Annotated in this window: 20 protein-coding genes; 6 read left to right on the top strand and 14 right to left on the bottom strand. The window is 61.0% G+C overall.

Translation table 11 applies throughout. The annotated features are described in order from the left end of the window. Window positions 1–8: 8 nt before the first annotated feature. The 4 genes from AC4IHP_RS17495 to AC4IHP_RS17480 all read right to left on the bottom strand — a co-directional run bounded on the left by AC4IHP_RS17495 (window position 9) and on the right by AC4IHP_RS17480 (window position 4,135). Complete coding sequence (locus AC4IHP_RS17495; protein ID WP_490832297.1) at window positions 9–1,322, bottom strand: protein kinase; 1,314 nt, start codon at window positions 1,320–1,322, stop codon at window positions 9–11. Between the two features lie 213 nt (window positions 1,323–1,535). Beyond that, window positions 1,536–2,666, bottom strand: a complete 1,131-nt coding sequence (gene zapE / locus AC4IHP_RS17490) for a cell division protein ZapE (protein WP_490832296.1) — start codon at window positions 2,664–2,666, stop codon at window positions 1,536–1,538. A 210-nt stretch (window positions 2,667–2,876) separates the two neighbouring features. Beyond that, the gene (locus AC4IHP_RS17485) at window positions 2,877–3,632 is read right to left on the bottom strand and encodes an anti-sigma factor family protein (RefSeq protein WP_490832295.1); all 756 of its coding nucleotides are present in this window, start codon (window positions 3,630–3,632) and stop codon (window positions 2,877–2,879) included. Continuing rightward, window positions 3,629–4,135, bottom strand: a complete 507-nt coding sequence (locus tag AC4IHP_RS17480) for an RNA polymerase sigma factor (RefSeq protein ID WP_490832294.1) — start codon at window positions 4,133–4,135, stop codon at window positions 3,629–3,631. Before AC4IHP_RS17480 ends, AC4IHP_RS17485 begins: the two co-directional genes overlap by 4 nt. A gap of 156 nt (window positions 4,136–4,291) precedes the next feature. Between AC4IHP_RS17480 and AC4IHP_RS17475 the strand changes: the two genes are divergently transcribed. Beyond that, entirely contained in the window at window positions 4,292–5,398 is a 1,107-nt protein-coding gene (locus AC4IHP_RS17475; protein WP_490832293.1) for a catalase family peroxidase, read from the top strand. Then, window positions 5,395–5,940, top strand: a complete 546-nt coding sequence (locus tag AC4IHP_RS17470; RefSeq protein WP_460120144.1) for a cytochrome b — start codon at window positions 5,395–5,397, stop codon at window positions 5,938–5,940. The genes AC4IHP_RS17475 and AC4IHP_RS17470 overlap by 4 nt, the downstream gene beginning before the upstream one ends. Before the next feature lie 59 nt (window positions 5,941–5,999). On the opposite strand, the gene AC4IHP_RS17465 is transcribed toward AC4IHP_RS17470, so the two are convergent. Then, window positions 6,000–7,151 (bottom strand): M14 family metallopeptidase, encoded by a 1,152-nt coding sequence (locus AC4IHP_RS17465; RefSeq protein ID WP_490832292.1) that lies wholly within the window; start codon window positions 7,149–7,151, stop codon window positions 6,000–6,002. 97 nt (window positions 7,152–7,248) lie between these two features. On the opposite strand from AC4IHP_RS17465, the gene AC4IHP_RS17460 reads away from it, so the two are divergent. Next, window positions 7,249–7,467 carry a hypothetical protein gene (locus tag AC4IHP_RS17460; protein WP_490832291.1) on the top strand — a complete coding sequence of 73 codons (219 nt, stop codon included), beginning with the start codon at window positions 7,249–7,251 and terminating at the stop codon, window positions 7,465–7,467. 104 nt (window positions 7,468–7,571) lie between these two features. Here AC4IHP_RS17460 and AC4IHP_RS17455 read toward each other — a convergent pair whose 3' ends face one another. Continuing rightward, window positions 7,572–7,970 carry a DUF6124 family protein gene (locus AC4IHP_RS17455; protein ID WP_460125404.1) on the bottom strand — a complete coding sequence of 133 codons (399 nt, stop codon included), beginning with the start codon at window positions 7,968–7,970 and terminating at the stop codon, window positions 7,572–7,574. A gap of 130 nt (window positions 7,971–8,100) precedes the next feature. Here AC4IHP_RS17455 and AC4IHP_RS17450 point away from each other — a divergent pair, with 130 nt between their 5' ends. After that, window positions 8,101–8,760, top strand: coding sequence for a LexA family protein (locus AC4IHP_RS17450; protein WP_490832290.1), 660 nt, complete (start codon window positions 8,101–8,103; stop codon window positions 8,758–8,760). Between the two features lie 42 nt (window positions 8,761–8,802). Here AC4IHP_RS17450 and AC4IHP_RS17445 read toward each other — a convergent pair whose 3' ends face one another. From AC4IHP_RS17445 to AC4IHP_RS17430, 4 genes are all read right to left on the bottom strand, one after another. After that, window positions 8,803–10,752, bottom strand: coding sequence for an acetyl/propionyl/methylcrotonyl-CoA carboxylase subunit alpha (locus AC4IHP_RS17445; protein ID WP_490832289.1), 1,950 nt, complete (start codon window positions 10,750–10,752; stop codon window positions 8,803–8,805). Continuing rightward, window positions 10,752–11,564, bottom strand: coding sequence for a gamma-carboxygeranoyl-CoA hydratase (locus AC4IHP_RS17440; RefSeq protein WP_460120136.1), 813 nt, complete (start codon window positions 11,562–11,564; stop codon window positions 10,752–10,754). Before AC4IHP_RS17440 ends, AC4IHP_RS17445 begins: the two co-directional genes overlap by 1 nt. 57 nt (window positions 11,565–11,621) lie before the next feature. Next, on the bottom strand, window positions 11,622–13,226 hold the full coding sequence (locus AC4IHP_RS17435) for a carboxyl transferase domain-containing protein (protein WP_490832288.1): 1,605 nt from the start codon (window positions 13,224–13,226) through the stop codon (window positions 11,622–11,624). Between the two features lie 100 nt (window positions 13,227–13,326). Then, complete coding sequence (locus tag AC4IHP_RS17430) at window positions 13,327–14,490, bottom strand: isovaleryl-CoA dehydrogenase (RefSeq protein ID WP_186622035.1); 1,164 nt, start codon at window positions 14,488–14,490, stop codon at window positions 13,327–13,329. Window positions 14,491–14,789: 299 nt separating this feature from the next. On the opposite strand from AC4IHP_RS17430, the gene AC4IHP_RS17425 reads away from it, so the two are divergent. Next, a complete protein-coding gene (locus AC4IHP_RS17425) occupies window positions 14,790–16,487 on the top strand; it encodes an AMP-binding protein (RefSeq protein WP_490832287.1) in 1,698 nt (565 codons plus the stop codon). Window positions 16,488–17,140: 653 nt separating this feature from the next. Here AC4IHP_RS17425 and AC4IHP_RS17420 read toward each other — a convergent pair. From AC4IHP_RS17420 to AC4IHP_RS17410, 3 genes are all read right to left on the bottom strand, one after another. Further along, a complete protein-coding gene (locus AC4IHP_RS17420) occupies window positions 17,141–18,040 on the bottom strand; it encodes a hydroxymethylglutaryl-CoA lyase (protein WP_460120131.1) in 900 nt (299 codons plus the stop codon). Window positions 18,041–18,185: 145 nt separating this feature from the next. Beyond that, window positions 18,186–18,584, bottom strand: a complete 399-nt coding sequence (locus AC4IHP_RS17415) for a MerR family transcriptional regulator (protein ID WP_039763349.1) — start codon at window positions 18,582–18,584, stop codon at window positions 18,186–18,188. Window positions 18,585–18,783: 199 nt separating this feature from the next. Beyond that, window positions 18,784–19,713 (bottom strand): LysR family transcriptional regulator, encoded by a 930-nt coding sequence (locus AC4IHP_RS17410; RefSeq protein ID WP_016775308.1) that lies wholly within the window; start codon window positions 19,711–19,713, stop codon window positions 18,784–18,786. A gap of 171 nt (window positions 19,714–19,884) precedes the next feature. Here AC4IHP_RS17410 and AC4IHP_RS17405 point away from each other — a divergent pair, with 171 nt between their 5' ends. Beyond that, complete coding sequence (locus AC4IHP_RS17405; protein ID WP_024013435.1) at window positions 19,885–21,114, top strand: acyl-CoA dehydrogenase; 1,230 nt, start codon at window positions 19,885–19,887, stop codon at window positions 21,112–21,114. A gap of 121 nt (window positions 21,115–21,235) precedes the next feature. On the opposite strand, the gene AC4IHP_RS17400 is transcribed toward AC4IHP_RS17405, so the two are convergent. Continuing rightward, window positions 21,236–22,570: a substrate-binding domain-containing protein gene (locus tag AC4IHP_RS17400; protein ID WP_490832286.1), complete on the bottom strand. Its 1,335-nt coding sequence runs from the start codon at window positions 22,568–22,570 to the stop codon at window positions 21,236–21,238. Window positions 22,571–22,691 lie beyond the last annotated feature (121 nt).

The following is a 22,691-nucleotide window of genomic DNA, read 5'->3' as shown; positions in this document are numbered from 1 at the left end:
TGCAGCGGTCACAGATTCTCCAGCACCTCGATGACTTCACTGAACCCCGGCCGTCCCAGCACATCGGCCTGACAGCAACGTCGTTCCAGCGCCTGCAGTTGCGCGCGCCGCTCCGTGCTCAATCCTGAGTCGACACGCTCCAGCAATTCCCCCAACAACACACCGAACGCACGGACTTCCAGGCGCTGCAATGCGCGCGTCTGCAGATCATCGCGGGTGGCATGAAATGAGGCCGCGCCGAAATCCCCGAGCAGACAATCGCCGCGATCGTTCAACAGAATGTTGTGGCCATAGAGGTCGCCATGGGTGATGCCTTGGCGGTGCAGGTGCTCGGCCGCTGAGGCGATGCCTTTAGCGACGCGCAGGGCAACCTCCGCTGTGAACCGGCAGTCCTCGGCATAAACATCCCGCGAGCAGGAGTCCAGGCTCGGCAAGCTGGCGAGATTGCCGAAGCTCGGATCAATCAGTTGCATCACCAGACCCTGCTGTTGATCGGGGTGGCCGCTGATGCGCCCTTCGACGCGGATCAGGTTGGGGTGCAAACCGGCGGTGATGCAGGCGTTCATCTCGTGCAACGGCGAGCCGTCGCTGGTCATTTCGCCTTTGTACAGCTTCACCGCAACCGCTTGCGCCGTGCCATCGTCACGCTGCCAGACCGCCCGGGAAATCACCCCGGAAGCGCCTTCGCCCAGTTGCTGTTCCAGGCGCAGCGTCGACCAGTCGATCAGCGGCGTGGCCTCAAGGGCAGCGGCATCGGCTTCGGTTTCCAGCGGATTGCCGGCGTAGGCCAGCCAGGTCAGGCTCGGCAAGGTCAGCAGCCACTGCGGCAGCTCGTTGAGCTGGTTGGCGGCGATGCGGAGCAATTCCAATCGATGACAATCGCGCAGAGATTCTGGCAGCGAGCGCAGGCGATTACCGGCGAGCATGAGCTTCTGCAAAGCGGGGCGCTCACCCAGTTCCTTCGGCAGATTCTCGATGCGGTTATCGGTGAGGATCAGCCAGCGCAGATGCGGCGGCAGGGCGGCACCGGGCACATTGACGAGGCGGTTGGCCTTGAAGCCGACCATCGTCAGCGCAGTGCACTGGCCGAGGCACGCCGGCAGTTCGGTGAACTGGTTGTCGGAGCAGAACAGCACGCGCAGGCGGGTCAGGCGATGCAGGTCAGCGGGCAGGCTGGATAACGCGTTGCCGCTGAGGTTGAGCACTTCCAGCGTGTCGGCCAGTTGGAAAATTTCGCGGGGGAATTCGGTCAGCCCGCAGGACAGGTCGAGGCGGGTAATGCCTGACAGCTCGCCGGCGCGCAATTGAGCAAGGGTGTGCATGTTTTGATTCGCCATTGATCGGTGAAGCGACGCGGGGGGCGCTGAGGATGGGCGACATGATAGCGGTAAAGCAATCTCTGGTTTATCTGGTATTGAAGTTGGCCCGTGACCTTGTGGGAGCGAGCCTGCTCGCGAAAGCGGTATGTCAGTCAGAATTTATGTAACTGATACACCGCTTTCGCGAGCAGGCTCGCTCCCACAGGGTTCAGGGTGTCAGTTGGGTTCGTGGATCTCCTGCAATTGCCCCAACCGGCTGCGCGTGCGTGCTAGGTCGATGGCGTGACCTTCCAGGCTCTGGCCGAGCGGCAACTGGCCGAGCAGGGTCAGGTGCTTGTCCTGGTCGTAAAGCACGTCGATCAGATTGATGAAGCGCTGTTGCACGGCGATCGGACACTCGCCGAGCTGTGGCAGGTCATCGATGATCCACTGGTCGAAGCGCTGGCACAGCTGCAGATAATCCATCACCGCCGTCGGCTGTTCACACAAGTCGTTGAAGGTGAACGCGACTCTTCGGCCCTCGCATAAACGCGCCTGCAACTGACGTTTGCCAACCTCAAGGGCCAGGGCCGGCGCGTCGGCTGCTGGCAGGTTCAGGGCCTGGCGTTGAGCCGATGTCTCCGGCCACACGTAATGTCCTTGGGTGAAAACTTGATGCGTGTGTTGATGGTTGAGCGTGCGGTAGTCGTGGGCGCCGCCGACTTCCATCACCTGCATGCGCGTGTTGATCAGCTCGATTACCGGTTTGAAGCGCGCGTGATACAGCGGATTGGGCAGCAGGCCCTCCGGCGCATAGTTAGACGTCACCAGCAGCATGATCCGCCGCTTGAACAGGGCCTTGAACAGCCGCGTGATGAGCATCGCGTCGCCGATGTCGTGCACATGAAACTCGTCGAAACACAGTACCTGGCAATCTTCCAGCCACTCATCCAGGGTGATTTCCAGCGCGTCTTCCTCCAAGCGATGACGGAACATGCCGTCGTGCAACCGAGCGAAGAACTGATGGAAATGCAGGCGCCGTTTACGCGTGATCGGCAGCGCCTGGAAGAACCCGTCGAGCAACCAGCTCTTGCCGCGCCCGACGGCGCCGTACAGGTACAGACTCGGCGGCGTGTGGCCGCTGTCGCCGAGCAGCACGCTGGCTTGCTGCGCCATGCAGTCGATGACTTGCTGCTGACTGCGGCTGAGGGTGTAGCCCTGGCTTTTGGCCTTGTCGCGGAAATAATCGCGGATGGTCGCGGCATGAGCATCGTGCCCGGCGCTGGCGGGCAGGCCTTGGCCGAACAGGCGGCGCAAAATCGGCCAGCGTTGGCTCATTCGTGATCGTTTCGGCGTTCGGGCGGGCACGCGGGACAGGCTCCTGGTAAATGGGCCGGGCTCCAACGGGAGCGCGGTGGCCCAAGTGTAACCAGAGCTCAGGGGCTGGCTCCATGAAATATGTGCACGGTTCACCTGTAGGAGCTGACGAGTGCAACGAGGCTGCGATCTTTTGATCTTGGGTTGTCGCCAACAGATCGCAGCCTCGTTGCACTCGTCAGCTCCTACAAGGGGCGGATTTCAAAACGCTGGTGATTGCTTGAGCAACTGCGCTGCCGGCGAGTCGGTCGGGCTGACCACCGCATAGTTGTACCCCGGCCCTGACCAATAATCGGCCTGCAGATCGCCATCGCTGCGCGAACCGCGCGGCAACAGGGTGTTTTTCGGCCCCGGCGGACGCAGGTAGAAACTGACCTTGTGGCCGCTGCCGTCCTCATACATCACCATCGCCGCCGGGCCTTCATCGGTGCTGAGCAAGCGCCCGCTGACCGGCTCGAATCCGGCAGCTTTCAAGTCCGGCAAGCGCCTGGCGTCGCCGAAGTAACGGTCGAGCCAACGCTGCATGTCGCCATCGCTTTCGACCTTGTAATCGGCGGGCAGCACGCCTTGCTGGGCGATCAGACGATAGGCTTGCAACGCGTCAGTCATCGGTAATTGCGCAGGGCGTACCAGGGTCATTTCCCGCGCCTGCCAGCCACTGAAACCGCCGACGCTGACGGCGATCAGCAACACCGCGGCGCTGGCCAGATGCCGACGGGACTGCTGGCGGCGGCGCTGGCGAATCATCATCGGGTCGAGCGCCGGATTGTCCGGTTGCTGCAACGCGCCACTCAGCGCTGCGCGCAATTGCTGGGCGTCTCGCTGCCAGGCGCGCACCTGCGCCGCTTCTTCAGGGTGGCTGGCCAGCCAGGTCTCGAGGACGCGCCGGTCGGCGTCGCTGAGCTGGTGGTCGACGTAGGCGTGCAAATCACGTTCGCTGGGAGGCAGGCTGATCATTTGAGTATCCGTAAGGAAGGGCTGCTGATTTCGCCGTCGCTGAGTTGGCGCAAGGCCTGCCGAGCGCGGGACAGGCGCGACATCACGGTGCCGATCGGGGCGCCGAGGATCTCGGCGACCTCTTTATAGGACAGGCCTTCCACCGAGACCATCAGCAACAAAGCGCGCTGTTCGGTGGGCAGGCGTTCGAAGGCTTGCAGGGTCGACTGGGCGATTACCGTGCGTTCCACTGAGGGTTCGGCATCGTCGCGGCCGGTGAAAAATTCCAGCATCCGCGCATAGCGCCGCGAGCGACGGTGCGCATCGAGAAATTGCCGATAGAGGATCGCAAACAGCCACGCGCGCAAGTCGCCTTCGGCACGTTTTTCGCCCCACGCTGACAGTGCCCGCTCGAGGCAGGCCTGGACCAGATCGTCGGCGCTGCTGCTGTTGCGCGTCAACGACACGGCGAAGCGGCGCAATCTGGGAATGATTTCTCTCAACTGTTCGTCGAATTCGCTCATGAATTTCTGCTGGTCGCTACGCTGTGGACTAGGAAGACGCCCGTCAGTGCAGGTTATTCCCCGTGCGCGAAAATAAATACCGCGCCGTGGAATAAACCCGGACGGGGTGCGTCTTGCTGACTCTTTCCACTTGTGGCCGATGGCCTGGAGATATTCATGGTTGATCGCTCGTCCCCCAACGCTGCACCGCCCGGCAGGCCGCCGCGCCAGCCACTGAGCGCCGCGAGCCTGGTTTTACGACTGGGCGGCATTGCCGTGATCGTCGCCGCTGTGGCCGGGGCGTTTGCCTACGTGCATGGCAACCTTGACCCACAACGACTGACGCCAAAGGCGCTGGTCGATGTGCTGGAGAAGAACAACGGCGTGCATCCCGGCTTTCGTCGCAATCACGCCAAAGGTGTCTGCGTGATCGGCCATTTCGAAAGCAGCGGCGAGGCGCGGGCATTCTCTACTGCACAAGTGTTCAACCTGCCGCAGACGCCGGTGGTGGGGCGTTTCGCCTTGCCGGCCGGCAATCCCTATGCGCCGGACAGCGCCGTGCCGATCCGCAGTCTGGCACTGCGTTTCACTCAGGCTGACGGGCAGCAATGGCGCACCGGGATGAACAGCATGCCGGTGTTTCCGGTCGGCACGCCCGAGGCGTTCTATCAATTGCAGCAGGCGCAGTCGCCGGATCCGGCCACCGGCAAGCCCGATCCAGCGAAGGTGCCGGCGTTCTTCGCTGCACATCCAGAAGCCGTGCCGTTTTTGACTTGGGTGAAGACCGCCAAACCTTCGGCCAGCTACGCCACTGAAACCTATAACAGCATCAATGCGTTCTATCTGGTCGATGGCAACGGCAAGAAACAGGCCGTGCGCTGGAGCATGACGCCATTGGCCCAGGACGCGGCAGGTGCCGCCGCTCCTGAAGGCGCCGATTTTCTCGAGAAGGATCTGGTGCAACGCCTGGCCGCAGCGCCTTTGCGCTTCCAGTTGAACATCACCTTGGCCAACGCTGGCGACCCGGTAAACGATGCCAGCAAGACCTGGCCCGCAGATCGCAAAGTGCTGAACGCCGGGACTCTGGTGCTGGAGAAAACCCAGCCGCAGCTCAGCGGTGAATGCCGTGACATCAACTACGACCCGCTGGTGCTCCCGGCCGGGATTCAAGGCTCGGAAGATCCACTGCTTGCCGCGCGTTCTGCCGGCTATGCCGATTCGTACCTGCGTCGCACCAGCGAAGTCAGCCAGTTGCCCGCCGCCAAACAGGAGGCTCGCCCATGAGCAAGCAACCGACTCATTTCGTTTTGCTGGCACGCCTGCTGCACTGGCTGATGGCGCTGATGATCATCGCCATGCTGTTTATCGGTGCGGGCATGGTCACGTCGGTGTCGTCTCGCCATGAATGGCTCATACATCTGCACAAGCCACTGGGCATCGCGATCCTGGCGCTGGTGATCGTGCGTCTGTTGGTGCGCTTCACCACGCGTCAGCCACCGTTGCCGGATGATCTGCCGGGCTGGCAGGTGCTCGCAGCCAAGGCTTCTCACGTCTTGTTGTACGCGTTGATGCTGGTATTGCCGTTGCTCGGCTGGGCGATGATCAGTGCCTCGGGCGAACCGGTGATGCTTTCGGCGTCGCTGCATCTGCCGCCAATTGTGCCGGCCGATCCGCAACTGTTTGCGCTGCTGCGCAAGGCGCATGGCTATCTGGCGTATCTGCTGTTTCTGACGGTGCTGCTGCACCTGGCGGCGGCGCTGTTCCATGGCTGGGTGCGTCGTGACGAAGTGCTCGACAGCATGTTGCGCGGGCGCGATCGCGGCTGACCGGTTAAAGCAAAAGATCGCAGGCCGGCTGCGATCTTTTGTTGTTACAGGGGAGGGAGTCAGCGCAAGGTGTCGACCATGTCGGCGAGCGTGGTCAGCACGTCTTTGCCCAATTGCTTCGAACGTTTGCCCGACCAGCCGGTGAGCTTGTCCGGGTGGTCGTCGTGGTCCTTGAACGGCATCTCCAGGGTCAGCGACAGGCAGTCGAATTTCTGCCCAACGCTGTTGCAGGCCAGTGTCATATTGGCCTGGCCCGGTTCGTCGCGGGTGTAACCGTAGGTGGTCTGGAAGTCTTTGGTGGTGTGCTTGAGGTGGCTGCGGAAATGCTCTTCAAGCTTTTCGATACGCGCAGTGAAGCCCGGGTTGCCTTCACAGCCGGCCGTGAAGACGTGGGGGATTTCCTCGTCGCCGTGTACGTCGATAAACGCATCGACGCCATACTTTTCCATCTGCTGCTGGACGAAAAGCACTTCGGGGCTGATGTTCTGACTGGCGTTCTGCCAGGCGCGATTCAAGTCCTGGCCCATGGCGTTGGTGCGCAGGTGGCCGTGGAAGGCACCGTCCGGATTCATGTTCGGTACCAGATACAGATCGGCGCTCGCCAGCAGTTTGTTCAGAATCGGGTCGTCATGGCGTTCCAGACGCTCGATCACGCCTTCCATGAACCATTCAGCCATGTGCTCGCCCGGGTGCTGCTGGGCAATGATCCAGACTTTGCGCTGGCCTTCGGCACCGCTGCCTTTGCGCAGCAATTGGATGTCACGGCCTTCGACACTTTTGCCGGTCGCCAGCAATTGGGTGCCAGCCTTGCTCAGCGCCTGCTCGATCAACCAATCGTGACGGCCGCGGCTGTAAGGTTCGAAGTAGGCGAACCAGGCGTGGGTCTGTTCGGCTTCGAGGCAGAAGCGCAGGCTGTCGCCTTCGAAGCTGGTAGGGATGCGGAACCAGTTGACGTGGTCGTAGGAAGCGACTGCCTGATAACCGGTCCAGGCTTTGTTGTAGGAGGACTGGCTGGCATTGACCAGGCGAAACCAGTGTTCCTGATGTACGTGCAGGCCGCTGGCCTTGAAGTGGAACCACTGAAAATGAGCGCTGCGGGTGTCCGGGCGGATGGCCAGGACGGGATTGAGCGGGTTGCTGATGTCGATGACTTGGATGTTGCCGCTGTCGAAATTGGCGCTGATGTCGAACGAAGATTTGGCCACGGTCATAGTCGCTTCCTGAGCAGGATTTTTATGACCGGTACTTTACACGCAGGCAATGCTGAAACCGAGGGGAATTGCGGGTGTAGCGGGGGGGGCGTCCTCCGTGACGCGCCAGCAGCTTAGAGGCTATGCGATTGATTCTCAAGTGCTGATTGCCATTAGTTTTGCCCAATGTGGCCGGGCTCGGCTTGCCAATCAACATTCTTTTGATATTATCCGCGCCATCGAATTTGCAGCACCCAAAGACTTCATTAGCCTGAAGACACAAGCCCGGAAAACGGGCAAAAAAAGACCCGGCAAAAAGCCGGGTCAAAAACCGTGATTAGCCTGATGAGGAGATAGTCCAGAAGACCGACCTAAGGTCTCTGGTCCATCGACTGATCTCGCGATCAGCTGCTTGCAATAATAATCATTATCATTTGCAAGTCAAACGTTTTTATCTGCGCGATGGGAAAATTCTTTCCTGTCCGCCCGTACCTTGTCCGCCGTGACTTCGTCGTTGTCGATCGAATGGTCGACCATCGCCCGCGCCATATCCACCATGTGCACCACCGAAAAGGCCAGATCGCGACTGGTGCCTTGCAGGTTTTCTGCCGCCTTGAACGCGGTGGCGGCTGCACATCGCAACAAGTCCGAGGCGTGCACCAGTGCTTCCTCGCCACTGAGATGGTTTTTGACATCGAAGAACCGTTCGTCCGTCTCGGATTTCGAAACAGTCGGTTTCAAGTAGTAGTCCAACGCGCGCTGTGCGGCAGCGTTACCTTGGGGCGAGGTGAAGCTGGTGTCGATTTGCAGATCGGGCAGGTCTTTGCTGCTGATGTTCATCATGAGAAGGCACTCCATGTTCATTTGAAAGTCCGTTTCTCTAGGATAGTACCGCCTGTATTTGTGACGAGAATTTAAATACTACAATATGTGTTTTGCCGGTCGAAGACGTCCGCGTAAGGTGCGGCACATGGATAAATGGATTGAATTGGTCAAGGCCAAGATGAGTGAACTCAAAGTCACTCAAACAGAGCTCGGAGAGCGCGTCGGCATGTCCCAGGGCGGGATCGGTCATTGGCTGAACAAGCGTCGCGAGCCCGGTGTTACCGAAATGAACCGGGTGCTCAAGGCACTGGGAATGGATTTCCTGGAAGTCGTGCTGGTGATCCGCGAACCGCAGCCCGCCGCCGATGACGAGATGCCGCTGGCGCAGAAGTACAACCCGTACTTCCGTTACCCGGTTTACGACTGGCGAGCGCCGTGCGAGGTGCGCGACGCGGCGGCGAGCTATCCCGGAGCATCAGCGAAGCAGCGCTTCGAACTCACGGATTACCACGCTCGTGGCGGTGCCGCGTTCTGGCTGACGGTAACGGGGGATTCGATGACCGCGCCCAGCGGCCAGAGCATTGCCGAGGGCATGCTGATTCTGGTTGACCCAGAGCTGGAGGCGGTGCCTGGCAAATTGGTGATCGCCCAGTGGCCGGACAGCGAAGAAGCGATTTTCCGCAAACTCGACGAGCAGGCCGGCCAGCGTTACCTGGTGCCGCTCAATCCAACCTGGCCGAAAACCCTGCTCACCGATGAATGCCGGCTTATCGGCGTGGTGGTTCAGGCAACGGCGCGTTACTGAGTGGATCGATCTTCGCTCAACGCCAGGATCGATCCTTTCATTTCACTCTTCTTCGAGCTCCACCAAAGCGCTGCCTTCACTGACCATATCGCCTTCCCGGCAGTACAGCGCTTTGATCACCCCGGCGTGCGGCGCGCGGATGCTGTGTTCCATCTTCATGGCTTCGAGCACCACCAGTTGCGCCCCGGCCTCGACCGACTGGCCCAGTTCGACCAACACACGCACGATGCTGCCGTTCATTGGCGCGGTCAGACCGCCCTGATGGCTGTGGCTGGCTTCAACGGCACTGATCGGATCGAACGCATCGATGCGCCGTAATTCGCCGTCCCATTGCAGATACAACGAACCACCCTGACGAATCGCCCGCAACGGGCGGCGCACGCCGTCATGCTCGACGACCAGCGCTTCGCCCAGCAGTGTCGCAGAGGCCGCAGAGCCCAAAGTCAGCGCGCGATCCTGTCCCTCGCAACTCAAATGCAAAGTGATTTCCGCCGGCAAACCTGCTCGCAATCCGCCAGCTGAAGCCCACGGCGAAGCGGGATCATCTGCCCGCGCACGCTTGGGCGAACTCTGCGCAAACGCCTGCGCCGCCACCTGCCAGAACTCATCGCTCAACGCGCCTGGTGCTGGCCGCAACTGCTCCTGATAACGCGGAATGAACCCGGTATCCAGCTCTGCCGCTGCAAACGCCGGATGCGCGATGATCCGGCGCAGGAAATTGATGTTGGTCTTCAGCCCGCCAATCGCAAACTCGTCGAGCATGCTCAACAGACGCAAGCGTGCCTGCTCGCGATCTTCACCCCAGGCGATCAGTTTGCCGAGCATCGGGTCGTAGAAGGGCGATATCTCGTCACCTTCCTCAACGCCGCTGTCGACCCGCCGCCCCGGCCCTTGCGCCGATTCGCGGTACAAGTCCAGACGCCCGGTGGCCGGGAGGAAATCATTCGCCGGATCTTCGGCATACAGGCGTACTTCAATCGCGTGACCATTGAGCGGTACCTGCGCCTGGGTGATCGGCAGCACTTCACCACGGGCGACGCGGATCTGCCAGGCGACCAGATCGAGCCCGGTGATCGCTTCGGTCACCGGGTGCTCGACCTGCAATCGGGTATTCATCTCCATGAAGAAAAATTCGCCGCGCGCATCCAGCAAAAACTCCACGGTGCCGGCGCCGACATAACCGATCGCCTGCGCCGAACGTACAGCCGCTTCGCCCATCGCCCGGCGCAATGCCGGCGTCAGTCCCGGTGCTGGAGCTTCTTCGACGACTTTCTGGTGCCGACGCTGAATCGAGCAATCGCGTTCGTTGAGATACAGGCAGTTGCCGTGCTGATCGGCGAACACCTGAATCTCGACATGACGCGGCTTGAGCAGATACTTCTCCACCAGCATTCGCGAGTCGCCAAATGACGATTGCGCTTCGCGCTGTGCCGAGGCGAGGGCTTCGGCCAATTGGCTGACATCCTCGACGACTTTCATGCCTTTACCACCGCCGCCGGCCGTAGCCTTGAGCAGCACCGGATAACCGATGCATTCGCAGGCTTCGCGGAAGGTGTCGAAATCCTGCGCTTCGCCGTGATAGCCCGGCACCAATGGCACGCCGGCCTTCTCCATCAGCGCTTTGGCGGCGGATTTGCTGCCCATCGCATCGATGGCCGAGGCGGGCGGGCCGAGGAAGATCAGTCCGGCGCCTTCAATGGCGCGGGCGAATCCGGCGTTTTCCGAGAGAAAGCCGTAGCCGGGATGAATCGCCTGGGCGCCGCTGGCTTTGGCAGCGGCGATCAATTTGTCGATTTGCAGATAACTCTCAGCGGCCTTGCTGCCGCCCAGGTCAACGCGAATATCGGCTTCACGGCTGTGCCGCGCATCGCGGTCGGTGGCGCTGTGCACGGCGACGGTGGTCAGGCCCAGTGCCTTGGCAGTGCGCATGACCCGGCAGGCGATTTCGCCACGGTTGGCCACCAGCACAGTGGTAATCACAGGTGCGCTCATCAACGCGACTCCTTGGTGGATGCGGCTTGCCAGTTCGGTGGGCGTTTCTGCAGGAAGGCGCGCAAGCCTTCCTGGCCTTCAGGGCTGACGCGAATCCGCGCGATGGCATTTTCGGTGTAGCGGCGCAGGGCCGGGGTCAGCGCGCCGTTGCCGACTTCGCGCAGCAAGTCCTTGCTGGCGCGCATCGCGGCGGGGCTGTTGAGCAGCAGGTTGTCGATCCACTGTTCGACCTGTTGCTCCAGCTCAGCGGCAGGATAACTCTCGGCGAGCAAGCCGATTTCACGCGCCCGCTGGCCGCCGAAGCGCTCGGCCGTCAGCGCGTAACGCCGCGCCGCCCGTTCACCGATCGCCTGCACCACGAACGGACTGATCACCGCCGGCGCCAGGCCGATGCGCACTTCCGACAGGCAGAACTGCGCGTCATCGGCGCCGATCGCCATGTCACAGCAACTGATCAAGCCCAGCGCGCCACCGAACGCCGCACCCTGAACCACGGCCAGCGTGGGGATTTTCAGTTTGGCGAGGTTGTACATCAGCTCGGCCAGTTCGCGGGCATCGTCAAGATTGGTGTGGTAATCGAGTTCCGCCGATTGCTGCATCCAGGCCAGATCGGCGCCGGCACTGAAATGCTTGCCGCGCCCACGCAGCAGCAGGAAACGCAGACTCGAATCGCTGGCGACCTTGTCGAGGGCGAGGATCAGTTCGCGGATCATCTCGGCGTTGAAGGCGTTGTTTTTCTCGGCGCGGTTGAGCCACAGCGTCGCGAAACCGCGTGGGTCGTTTTGCAGTTCGAGGGTATTGAAGTCGCTCATATTCATCCGTCTCCACGGTTCTTGTGGGAGCGAGCAGGCTCGCTCCCACAAAAAGCATCACATCCGGAACACGCCGAAGCGGCTCGGTTCGATTGGCGCGTTCAGCGACGCGGACAAGGCCAGGGCCAGCACATCGCGGGTCTGCGCCGGGTCGATGACGCCGTCGTCCCACAGTCGTGCGCTGGAGTAGTAGGGGTGACCCTGTTCTTCGTACTGGTCGAGAATCGGCTGCTTGATCTCGGTCTCCTGCTCGGCGCTGAACGCCTGACCGCTGCGTTCGGCCTGTTCGCGCTTGACCTGCACCAAGACGCCGGCGGCCTGTTCGGCGCCCATCACGCCAATCCGCGCATTCGGCCACATCCACAAGAAACGCGGATCGTAAGCGCGACCGCACATGCCGTAGTTGCCGGCACCGAAGCTGCCGCCGATGATCACGGTGAATTTCGGCACCTTGGCGCAGGCCACCGCGGTCACCAGTTTCGCGCCGTGCTTGGCGATACCGCCGGCCTCGTATTTCTGCCCGACCATGAAGCCAGTGATGTTCTGCAGAAACAGCAGCGGGATGCCGCGTTGGCAGGCCAGCTCGATGAAATGCGCGCCTTTTTGCGCGGCTTCGGCGAAGAGAATGCCGTTGTTTGCCAGAATCGCGATCGGGTAGCCGTGCAAGTGCGCGAAACCGCAGACCAGCGTGGTGCCGAACAGCGCTTTGAATTCATCGAACACCGAGCCGTCGACCAGCCGCGCAATCACTTCGCGCACATCGAATGGCTGCTTGGCGTCGGCCGGAATCACGCCGTACAGCTCGTCGCTGGCGTATAGCGGCGCGATCGGCGTGCGTTGCTGCACCTCGCCGAGCTTGCGCCAGTTGAGGTTGGCGACGCTGCGGCGGGCGAGGGCGAGGGCGTGTTCGTCGTTCTCGGCGTAATGGTCGGCCACGCCGGAGGTCTTGCAGTGCACATCGGCGCCGCCCAGATCTTCGGCACTGACCACTTCGCCGGTCGCGGCTTTTACCAGCGGCGGGCCGGCGAGGAAAATCGTCGCCTGGTTGCGCACCATGATCGCCTCGTCCGCCATCGCCGGCACATACGCGCCGCCAGCGGTGCACGAGCCCATGACCACGGCGATCTGCGGGATGCCCATGGCGCTCATGTTGGCCTGATTGAAGAAGATCCGCCCGAAGTGCTCGCGATCCGGAAACACTTCGTCCTGCCGAGGCAGGTTGGCGCCGCCCGAGTCCACCAGATAAATGCATGGCAGGCGATTCTGCTGGGCGATGGTCTGAGCGCGCAGGTGTTTCTTCACGGTCAGCGGGTAATACGAGCCGCCTTTAACCGTCGCATCATTGGCGACGATCATGCACTCGACGCCTTCGACGCGGCCGATCCCGGCGATCACCCCGGCAGCCGGGACGTCTTCGCCGTAAACCGCATGGGCGGCCAGTTGGCTGATTTCGAGAAACGGTGAGCCCGGATCAAGCAAGCGATTGATGCGCTCGCGCGGCAGCAATTTACCCCGCGAGGTATGGCGTTCCTGAGCCTTCGCACCGCCACCCTGCGCCACTTGGGCGAGCAGGGTGTGCAGCGCGTCGACCTGTTTGAGCATCGCCGCGCTGTTGGCGGCGAACTCCGCTGAACGCGGGTTGAGCTGAGTGTGCAGAATCATGGGGCTTACTCCGTAAGCAGCTTCTAGCTACAAGCGGCAAGCTGCAAGTTGGGGCAAGAGCGTGGTTCTCTTGTAGCTTGCGGCTTGCAGCTGACGAAATTCATTTCGTCTCGTTGAACAGTTCACGGCCGATCAGCATGCGGCGGATTTCGCTGGTGCCGGCGCCGATTTCGTAGAGCTTGGCGTCGCGCAGCAGGCGGCCGGCCGGGAATTCGTTGATGTAGCCGTTGCCGCCGAGAATCTGGATCGCGTCGAGGGCCATTTGCGTGGCGCGTTCGGCGGTGTAGAGGATCACCCCGGCCGCGTCCTTGCGCGTGGTTTCGCCGCGCTCACAGGCCTGGGCCACCGCGTACAGATAAGCGCGGCTGGCGTTGAGCTGGGTGTACATGTCGGCGACTTTGCCCTGGATCAGCTGGAACTCGCCGATGCTCTGGCCGAACTGCTTGCGGTCGTGGATGTACGGCACGATCAGGTCCATGCACGACTGCATGATTCCGGTCGGCCCGCCCGACAGCACTACGCGCTCATAATCGAGGCCGCTCATCAGCACTTTCACGCCACCGTTGAGCACGCCGAGAATGTTCTCTTCCGGTACTTCGACGTCATCGAAAAACAGCTCGCAGGTGTTGGAGCCGCGCATGCCCAGCTTGTCGAACTTGTTGCTGCGGCTGAAGCCTTTCCAGTCGCGCTCGACGATGAATGCAGTGATGCCGTGCGGGCCTTTTTCCAGATCGGTCTTGGCGTAGATCACGTAGGTGTTGGCGTCGGGGCCGTTGGTGATCCAGGTTTTGCTGCCGTTGAGGACGAAGCGGTCGCCGCGTTTATCGGCGCGCAGTTTCATCGAAACCACGTCGGAACCAGCGTTGGGCTCGCTCATCGCCAGGGCGCCAACGTGCTCGCCGCTGATCAGTTTTGGCAGGTATTTGGTTTTCTGTTCGTGGTTGCCGTTGCGGTTGATCTGGTTGACGCAGAGGTTGGAGTGCGCGCCGTAGGACAACGCCACCGACGCCGAGCCACGGCTGATTTCTTCCATCGCCACCACGTGCGCCAGATAACCCAGACCGGCGCCGCCGTACTCTTCCGGCACGGTGATGCCGAGCAGGCCCATGTCACCGAACTTGCGCCACATGTCGGCGGGGAACAGGTTGTCCTGATCGATCTGCGCGGCACGCGGGGCGATCTGATCGGCGACAAAGGACTGCACCTGATCGCGCAGCATGTCGATGGTTTCACCGAGGGCGAAATTCAGGGATGGATAGCTCATGGGTCACCTTTTGGCTTTTTTATCGGGTGGAGCGCACGACGAATCGGCGTTCAGCTTTACGTTAACGTAAAGCTTCCACAGTTCGACTGTCAATCGGCTTTACGTAAGCGTCAACTTGGGCGAGAGTAAGGGCAGTTCAGGATCAGATATCGGTTTGTTTTTGGGGGAGCGAGCCTGTTCGCGAAAGCGCTGTAACAGTCGCCATCGAGGGTGAATGACGCAGCGTGCTCGCGAGCAGGCTCGCTCCCACAGGGATTCAAAACCGGGAAAGCCCACTAATAAAGACAATAGGGGTCGTCATGGATCAATCCAGTGCAAACCCACAGCGTAGCTACAGCCGTGGCTCTCAGGACCAAGCCCTGCTGGCGATGACCATCGGTCAGCGCTTCGATCAGACTGTCGCGCAACACCCGGACGGCGAAGCGCTGGTGGTGCGCCATCAGCAGTTGCGTTACTCCTGGCGGCAACTGGCCGAAGCAGTAGACGAGCAGGCCCGAGCCTTGCTCGCGCTGGGCTTGCAGACCGGCGATCGCCTCGGCATCTGGGCGCCGAACTGCGCGCAGTGGTGCATCACCCAGTTCGCCACGGCGAAGATCGGCGTGATCCTGGTCAACATCAATCCCGCCTATCGCAGCTCCGAACTCGAGTACGTGCTCAAGCAGTCCGGCTGCCAGTGGCTGGTCTGTGCCGGAGCGTTCAAGACCTCGAATTACCATGAAATGCTCCAGAGCCTGGCGCCAGAATTGGCTGAACACGCCATTGGTCAGCTGCGTAGCGAACGCCTGCCGGAGTTGCGCGGTGCGATCAGCCTCGACGCAACACCGCCAGCCGGTTTTCTGCCGTGGTCGCAGCTCAGCGAACTGGCTGCCAGCGTCTCGCCCGATCAGTTGGCCGAACGCAGCGCCAGCCTGCATTTCGATCAACCGGTGAACATCCAGTACACCTCCGGCACCACCGGTTTCCCCAAAGGCGCGACCCTCAGTCACTACAACATTCTCAACAACGGCTACATGGTCGGCGAAAGCCTCGGCCTGACAGCTGCTGATCGTCTGGTGATTCCGGTGCCGCTGTATCACTGCTTCGGCATGGTCATGGGCAACCTCGGCTGCGTCACCCATGGCAGTACGATGATTTACCCCAGCGACGCCTTTGATCCGGCGGTGACTCTGCAAGCGGTAGCCGAAGAAAAAGCCACGGCGCTGTACGGTGTGCCGACCATGTTCATCGCCATGCTCGATCAGCCGCACCGGCAGACCTTCGACCTGTCGAGCCTGCGCACCGGGATCATGGCCGGCGCCACTTGTCCGATCGAGGTCATGCGCCGGGTCATCAACGAGATGCACATGAGCGAAGTGCAGATCGCCTACGGCATGACCGAAACCAGCCCGGTGTCGCTGCAGACCGGGCCGGCGGATGGGCTGGAGTTGCGCGTCACCACCGTCGGCCGCACTCAGCCGCAACTGGAAAGCAAGATCATCGACGACGCTGGCAACCTCGTGCCGCGCGGCACCATCGGCGAATTGTGCACGCGCGGCTATAGCGTGATGCTCGGTTACTGGAACAACCCGCAGGCCACCGCCGAGGCCATCGACGAGGCGGGGTGGATGCATACCGGCGACCTGGCGAGCATGAACGAGGAGGGCTATGTCAACATCGCCGGGCGAAACAAGGACATGATCATTCGTGGCGGCGAGAACGTTTATCCCCGTGAGCTGGAGGAGTTTTTCTTCACTCATCCGGCGGTGGCGGACGTGCAGGTGATCGGCATTCCGTGCCCGCGCTACGGTGAGGAAATCGTCGCCTGGATCAAATTCCACCCCGGCTTCAGCGCCTCGGAGCTGGAGCTGCAAGCGTGGTGCAAGGAGCGTATTGCGCACTTCAAGACACCGCGTTACTTCAAGTTCGTTGAAGCGTTTCCGATGACGGTGACGGGGAAGATCCAGAAATTCAGGATGCGTGAGATCAGTATCGAAGAGCTGAAAACAATCGACCGATAATCACAACTTCTGTGGGAGCGAGCCTGCTCGCGAATGCAGTGTGTCATTCAGCGCAAATCTGTCTGATACACCGTTTTCGCGAGCAGGCTCGCTCCCACAGGGATGCAGTGACAGAGAGACGAATTGCAGAAAGCACAAAGGGGAGCCGAAGCTCCCCTTTAATTTGTCGTTGCGTGCTCTTTTTATTATTGAGGCTCGGTCTATTGTTGTTTTTGGCAACCGTGGCCCTGTACAGCTTTTGGCGACCCCCATCCGGGGTCAAGAGCAAACGTATTTTTTTGAGCGCTGATCTGCTTTCTCGTTAACGATCCAACCGATTCGGGAGCTACCTGAAGGTAGTTTTATTGTTCTCTGCCCGGTTGCGGGTCACTCCTGAGAGCACCCTGAAAAGCACACCTTCTCCAAAAAAATCTGTTAGCTGCGTCTCTGCCGTGTTGTTCTTGTTATGTCAGAGTCGTTTCGTCTTGTTTTTATTGGTTTGCGGCTTTTTATTCTTGTTATGCGATAGAGATAGCAGGTGTCGTGCCAGCTTTTAAAAATCCTTATAAATCAGCTGCTTGAGATTTTCTGGCGTTTTCAGCTCTGGGCAAAGCCAGACAATTTGTTTCCGTGTTACTCGCTTTTGCCCACATCGCTGACGCAGCGGTAACACCTCAGTGCGCACTGCGCGCCTTGGCCACCCGCGAACCGCTCGGGCGACCGAGCACTGCGCTGATCTGCTGGCCTGCAGCAATCAAGGCGTCCAGATCGATACCGGTCTCGATGCCCAGGCCATTGAGCAGGTACACCACGTCTTCGGTGGCAACGTTACCGCTCGCGCCTTTGGCATAAGGGCAGCCGCCGAGGCCGGCGATAGAGCTGTCGAACACTGCAATGCCTTCGAGCAGGCTGGCGTAGATGTTGGCCATGGCCTGGCCGTAGGTGTCGTGGAAATGTCCGGCGAGCCTGTCCCGTGGCACCTGCGCCGACACCACCTCGAACAGGCGTCGGGTCGCGCCCGCCGTGCCGGTGCCGATGGTGTCGCCTAACGAAACTTCATAGCAGCCCATCGCGTACAGCTCGCGCGCGACCATCGCCACTTGCTCAGGCGCCACCGTGCCTTCATACGGACAGCCCAGCACGCAGGAAACGTAACCGCGCACGGTAACGCCGTGTTGTTTCGCCGCCTCCATGATCGGCGCGAACCGCGCCAGGCTTTCGCTGATCGAGCAATTGATGTTGCGCTGCGAGAACGCCTCGGACGCCGCAGCGAACACCGCGACTTCCTTGACCCCGGCGGCGAGCGCGTCTTCAAAGCCGCGCAGATTCGGCGCCAGCGCGCCATAGGTCACGCCGGGCTTGCGCTGGATCTGCGCAAACACCTCGGCGGACCCGGCCATCTGCGGCACCCATTTCGGCGAGACGAAACTGCCGACTTCGATATAGCCGAGCCCGGCGGCACTCAACGCGTCGACCAGTTGCACCTTGTCAGCGACGCTGATCGGCTGGGCTTCGTTCTGCAGGCCATCGCGCGGGCCGACTTCGATCAGGCGTACTTGAGAGGGGAGGGACATGGGTGGGACCTGCCTGTTTTTTCAGTTCACGAAGATCCCTGTGGGAGCGAGCCTGCTCGCGAAAGCGTAGGGTCAGTGACAGATATTCTGAATGTCAGACCGTATTCGCGAGCAGGCTCGCTCCCACAGGGGAAGTGGCGATTCGTTAGACCGCCTGCTGGCTCTTGAGCGTCTGCTCCAATGCCTGCACGCAGCGTTCTTCGGCGGTATCCAGTTCAAGCTTCATCTGTTCGATATCCAGCAATTGCTGCTCGAGCTGTTCACGACGTTCGCTGATTTTCGCCAGCATGCTGTTGAGCTGCTTGGTGTTGCCGCCGGACGGGTCGTAGAGTTCGATCAGCTCGCGACATTCAGCCAGGGAAAAGCCGATGCGCTTGCCGCGCAGGATCAGCTTCAGCGTGACCTTGTCGCGCGGTGAATAAATGCGTTCCTGGCCACGGCGCTCAGGGCTGAGCAGGCCTTGCTCTTCATAAAAGCGGATCGCCCGGGTGGTGATGTCCAGCTCGCGGGCGAGGTCGGAAATGCTGTAGGTCTGACTGCTCATGAAAGCGCTCGGAAAAGGGGCATGGCGCTAAGCTAATCGGTGGTTTACGTTTACGTCAAGCGGGATGGTTTTGGGGTGTCTGTACAGGCCTCTTCGCGAGCAGGCTCGCTCCCACATTCGACCGCGTTCCTTCAGATGAAATGCAATTCATTGTGGGAGCGAGCCTGCTCGCGAAGAACGATAACGCGGTAAAAAAGCCTTACACCTTTTCCAGCTTCTTCTCCTGCGCCGTCACCTGCTGGCACAACTCGATCATCTGCTCGCGCATCCAGCGATTCGCCGGGTCCTGGTCGGTGCTTTCGTGCCAGTACAAATGCGTTTCCACCGACGGCACATCATTCACCGGCAAATTGAACGACTGCAGATCATGGCGGCGCGCGAAGCGTTCCGGCACGGTCATGACCATGTCGGTCTGCTGCATCACCTGCGAAGCCATCAGATAGTGCTGCGAGCGCAGGGCGATCTTGCGCTGGATGCCCATTTTGCCCAGCGCCAGATCGACATAACCCAGCCCACTGCGACGGCTCGAGATATGGATGTGAGTCAGCGAAAGATAATCATCAAGGCTGAGTTTTTCCTTGCCCGCCATCGGATGGCCCTTGCGCATGGCGCAGACGTAACGGTCGTCCATCAGCTTGACGTGGCGCACCTGCGGGTCGGTGTTGAGCGGCGCATCCACGGCGAAATCCAGACGCCCGGCCGCCAGTTCCTTGGTGGTTTCCCGGCGCTTGGACAGAAAGCTTTCGATGATCACCGTTGGCGCGAGGCGGCGCAGGCGCTGGAACAGTGGCGGCAGAATGATCGCTTCCGTCAGGTCGGTCATGCTGATGCGGTAAGTCTTGACCGCCTGCGCCGGGTTGAAGATGCGGCTTTCCTGCACCGACACGCGCAGCAGCGACAGGGCGTTGCGCACCGGACCGATGATGTTCTGCGCCATCGGCGTGGGCACCATGCCCTGGGCGGTGCGCACGAAGAGCGGGTCGTTGAAGGTCTCACGCAACCGCGCCAGCGCGTTGGACACCGCCGGCTGGGTGATGCCGACAATCTGCCCGGCGCGGGTCAGGTTGGCTTCGGTGTAGATCGCGTCGAAGACGATGAAAAGGTTGAGGTCGACCTTGCTCAGGTTCATAACGCGGCTTCTCTTGTTATTAAGTGCAAGTGTTGGGGGGCTGACGATCAGCGGATCATATATTGGTGATGAATGTTTATACACGCCGAGAATAGGCTAGGTAAATGATCAGCGCTGTTCTAGCATCGATTGCATGACTTGAACAACCTCTGCCCGAGAAGGTAACGACCCATGGATTTCGCTTATTCGCCCAAGGTGCAAGAACTGCGTGAGCGCGTGACTGCGTTCATGGACACTTACGTTTATCCGGCTGAAGCGGTGTTCGAACGCCAGGTCGCCGAGGGTGATCGCTGGCAGCCGACCGCGATCATGGAAGAGCTCAAGGCCAAGGCCAAGGCCGAAGGACTGTGGAATTTGTTTCTGCCTGAGTCCGAGCTGGGCGCCGGCCTGAGCAATCTTGAATACGCGCCATTGGCGGAAATCATGGGCCGTTCCCTGCTGGGGCCGGAGCCGTTCAATTGCTCGGCGCCGGACACCGGCAACATGGAAGTGCTGGTGCGCTACGCCAACGAAGAGCAGAAACAACGCTGGCTCGAGCCGCTGCTGCGCGGCGAGATCCGTTCGGCGTTCGCCATGACCGAGCCTGATGTGGCGTCTTCCGACGCAACCAACATGGCCGCCCGGGCCGTGCGCGATGGCGATCAGTGGGTGATCAACGGCAAGAAGTGGTGGACCTCCGGCGCCTGCGATCCGCGCTGCAAGATTCTGATCTTCATGGGCCTGAGCAACCCCGACGCGCCGCGTCACGCCCAGCACTCGATGATTCTCGTGCCGGTTGATACCCCCGGCGTGAAGATCGTCCGGCCGCTGCCGGTGTTCGGTTACGACGACGCACCGCACGGTCACGCCGAAGTGCTGTTCGATAACGTGCGGGTGCCGTACGAAAATGTCCTGCTCGGTGAAGGGCGTGGCTTCGAAATCGCTCAGGGTCGCCTTGGCCCAGGCCGCATTCACCACTGCATGCGTTCGATCGGCATGGCCGAACGTGCGCTGGAACTGATGTGCAAACGCTCGGTGAGCCGCACCGCGTTCGGCAAACCGCTCGCGCGTCTGGGTGGCAACATCGACAAGATCGCCGACTCGCGGATGGAGATCGACATGGCGCGCCTGCTGACGTTGAAAGCGGCGTACATGATGGATACCGTCGGCAACAAAGTGGCGAAGAGCGAGATCGCGCAGATCAAAGTGGTTGCGCCGAACGTGGCCTTGCGGGTGATCGACCGCGCTATCCAGATGCACGGCGGGGCAGGGGTCTCGAACGATTTTCCGCTGGCTTATATGTATGCGATGCAGCGCACCCTGCGCCTGGCCGACGGCCCGGACGAAGTGCACCGCGCGGCGATCGGCAAGTTCGAGATCGGCAAGTATGTGCCGAAGGAGATGATGCGTAGCGGCCAGTAATACCGCGTCGCCTCATTCGCGAGCAGGCTCGCTCCCACAAGATTTGTGCACGCCACAGATCCAATGTGGGAGCGAGCCTGCTCGCGAAAGGGCCTGTACATTCAGCACATCGACATCAGGATCAATACACCCAAACCTCAACCCGCCGATTCTTGATCCGCCCCTCATCCGCGCTGTTGGTCGCCACCGGCATCAGCGCGCCGAAGCCGCGCACTTCGCGCATGACCACACCGTTTTTGACCAGCTCGCGGCGCACCGCCATGGCCCGTAGCTTGGACAGCAGATCAGCCCGCGCCGGGTCATCCTTCAAATCACCAAAACCCACCAGCGTCACCGCTCGCTCGGTCTTGCCATTGCGCTTTATATAGTCGAGCACCCGCGCCAGATCCTGCCGCGCCTTGTTGTCCAGACTGGCGCTGCCCTCGGCAAAACGGAAATTCACTGTCAGACGCTGGGCATGCCGGCTGAGGGATTGGTAACCCTCGGGCATCAGCGCGTTCGGCGCGACGCTCATGGCCTGCACGGTCTGGCTGACAAAACCGCTGGCCGCAACGATCGCCTGACCCCGTGGGCTCTGTGCGAACGCGGCTAACGCCTGCGCCCACGGATTGCGGCTGTCCGGCGGTAGATAAAAGAACAAGCGCCGCGACAGCGGATAATCTTCGGTGGCGATCAGACTGTTCAGCGGCAACATCGCTTGCGAGGCGCCGTCGGCAATGGCTACGGCTTTGGCCTGACGCACGTAGGGCAAGCCGATGAAGCCGATACCTTGCGCATCGGCGCTGACCGCGTCGGACAATTGCTCGCTGGACTCGAATCGTTCCGCTGCGCTGCTGAGACTTTTCCCACGCCGGCTCAGGACCAGTTCCTTGAACGTGTCGTAAGTTCCCGATTGGTCATCCCGCGCATATAAATGGATGGCGCCGCCACGGCCACCGAGCTCTTCCCAGGTTTTCACCTCGCCGGCAAAAATCCGCGCCAGTTGCTCGGTGTCCAGCTGCTGCAGTGGATTGGCCGGGTTGAGAATGATCGCCAAACCGTCGATGGCAATGACTTGCTCGGCCGTCGGGCTTTTCAGATCGCCGAGGCTTTGCAGGGCCAGTTGTTCGCTGTCCTTTATCTCGCGGGAGGATGCGGCCAGATCAGCACTGCCGTTTTTCAGCGCAGTGAAACCGGTGCTGGAACCGTGGGCGGCGACTTCGATGACCACGCGTTGGCCTTGTGCGGTCTGGCCGAGGATGCGTTGTTCGTTGGCGGTGTCCGGCGTTTCCCGGTGGACTTTCACCAGGCCTTGTTCCTGCAACAGGCCTTCGACCAACGCCGGACCGAGCTCGGCGCCGATGGTGTTGGAGCCCTGAATGCGCAATGCCGGGCCGTTTTCGGGGATCGGCAGGGCGGCGGCGGACACCGACAGCCAGCCACTCAACAGGAAAACGCAGAGAACACGCAGGGTCATGCCGGCACCGAATCAAGCCAAGGGGATTGCCGGGGAGATTAAGTCAGGCGCGTGACCGAAATATGACAGGGGATTACCTGTGGGAGCGAGCCTGCTCGCGAATGCGCCGTGTCAGTCGAAA

The organism is Pseudomonas sp. UF-293, assembly GCF_058245595.1.
Note: the sequence above shows the minus strand (reverse complement) of the source record. Positions and strands in the feature narration are given on the sequence as shown.

Coding starts and splice junctions, on each gene's coding strand:
- AC4IHP_RS17465 (WP_490832292.1), bottom strand. CDS start 7,151: ATGACCGTGGCCAAATCTTCGTTCGACATCAGCGCCAATTTCGACAGC.
- AC4IHP_RS17430 (WP_186622035.1), bottom strand. CDS start 14,490: ATGAGCTATCCATCCCTGAATTTCGCCCTCGGTGAAACCATCGACATG.
- AC4IHP_RS17420 (WP_460120131.1), bottom strand. CDS start 18,040: ATGTCCCTCCCCTCTCAAGTACGCCTGATCGAAGTCGGCCCGCGCGAT.
- AC4IHP_RS17415 (WP_039763349.1), bottom strand. CDS start 18,584: ATGAGCAGTCAGACCTACAGCATTTCCGACCTCGCCCGCGAGCTGGAC.
- AC4IHP_RS17485 (WP_490832295.1), bottom strand. CDS start 3,632: ATGATCAGCCTGCCTCCCAGCGAACGTGATTTGCACGCCTACGTCGAC.
- AC4IHP_RS17450 (WP_490832290.1), top strand. CDS start 8,101: ATGGATAAATGGATTGAATTGGTCAAGGCCAAGATGAGTGAACTCAAA.
- AC4IHP_RS17410 (WP_016775308.1), bottom strand. CDS start 19,713: ATGAACCTGAGCAAGGTCGACCTCAACCTTTTCATCGTCTTCGACGCG.
- AC4IHP_RS17440 (WP_460120136.1), bottom strand. CDS start 11,564: ATGAGCGACTTCAATACCCTCGAACTGCAAAACGACCCACGCGGTTTC.
- AC4IHP_RS17480 (WP_490832294.1), bottom strand. CDS start 4,135: ATGAGCGAATTCGACGAACAGTTGAGAGAAATCATTCCCAGATTGCGC.
- AC4IHP_RS17470 (WP_460120144.1), top strand. CDS start 5,395: ATGAGCAAGCAACCGACTCATTTCGTTTTGCTGGCACGCCTGCTGCAC.
- AC4IHP_RS17435 (WP_490832288.1), bottom strand. CDS start 13,226: ATGATTCTGCACACTCAGCTCAACCCGCGTTCAGCGGAGTTCGCCGCC.
- AC4IHP_RS17405 (WP_024013435.1), top strand. CDS start 19,885: ATGGATTTCGCTTATTCGCCCAAGGTGCAAGAACTGCGTGAGCGCGTG.
- AC4IHP_RS17425 (WP_490832287.1), top strand. CDS start 14,790: ATGGATCAATCCAGTGCAAACCCACAGCGTAGCTACAGCCGTGGCTCT.
- AC4IHP_RS17445 (WP_490832289.1), bottom strand. CDS start 10,752: ATGAGCGCACCTGTGATTACCACTGTGCTGGTGGCCAACCGTGGCGAA.
- AC4IHP_RS17495 (WP_490832297.1), bottom strand. CDS start 1,322: ATGCACACCCTTGCTCAATTGCGCGCCGGCGAGCTGTCAGGCATTACC.
- AC4IHP_RS17400 (WP_490832286.1), bottom strand. CDS start 22,570: ATGACCCTGCGTGTTCTCTGCGTTTTCCTGTTGAGTGGCTGGCTGTCG.
- AC4IHP_RS17455 (WP_460125404.1), bottom strand. CDS start 7,970: ATGAACATCAGCAGCAAAGACCTGCCCGATCTGCAAATCGACACCAGC.
- AC4IHP_RS17475 (WP_490832293.1), top strand. CDS start 4,292: ATGGTTGATCGCTCGTCCCCCAACGCTGCACCGCCCGGCAGGCCGCCG.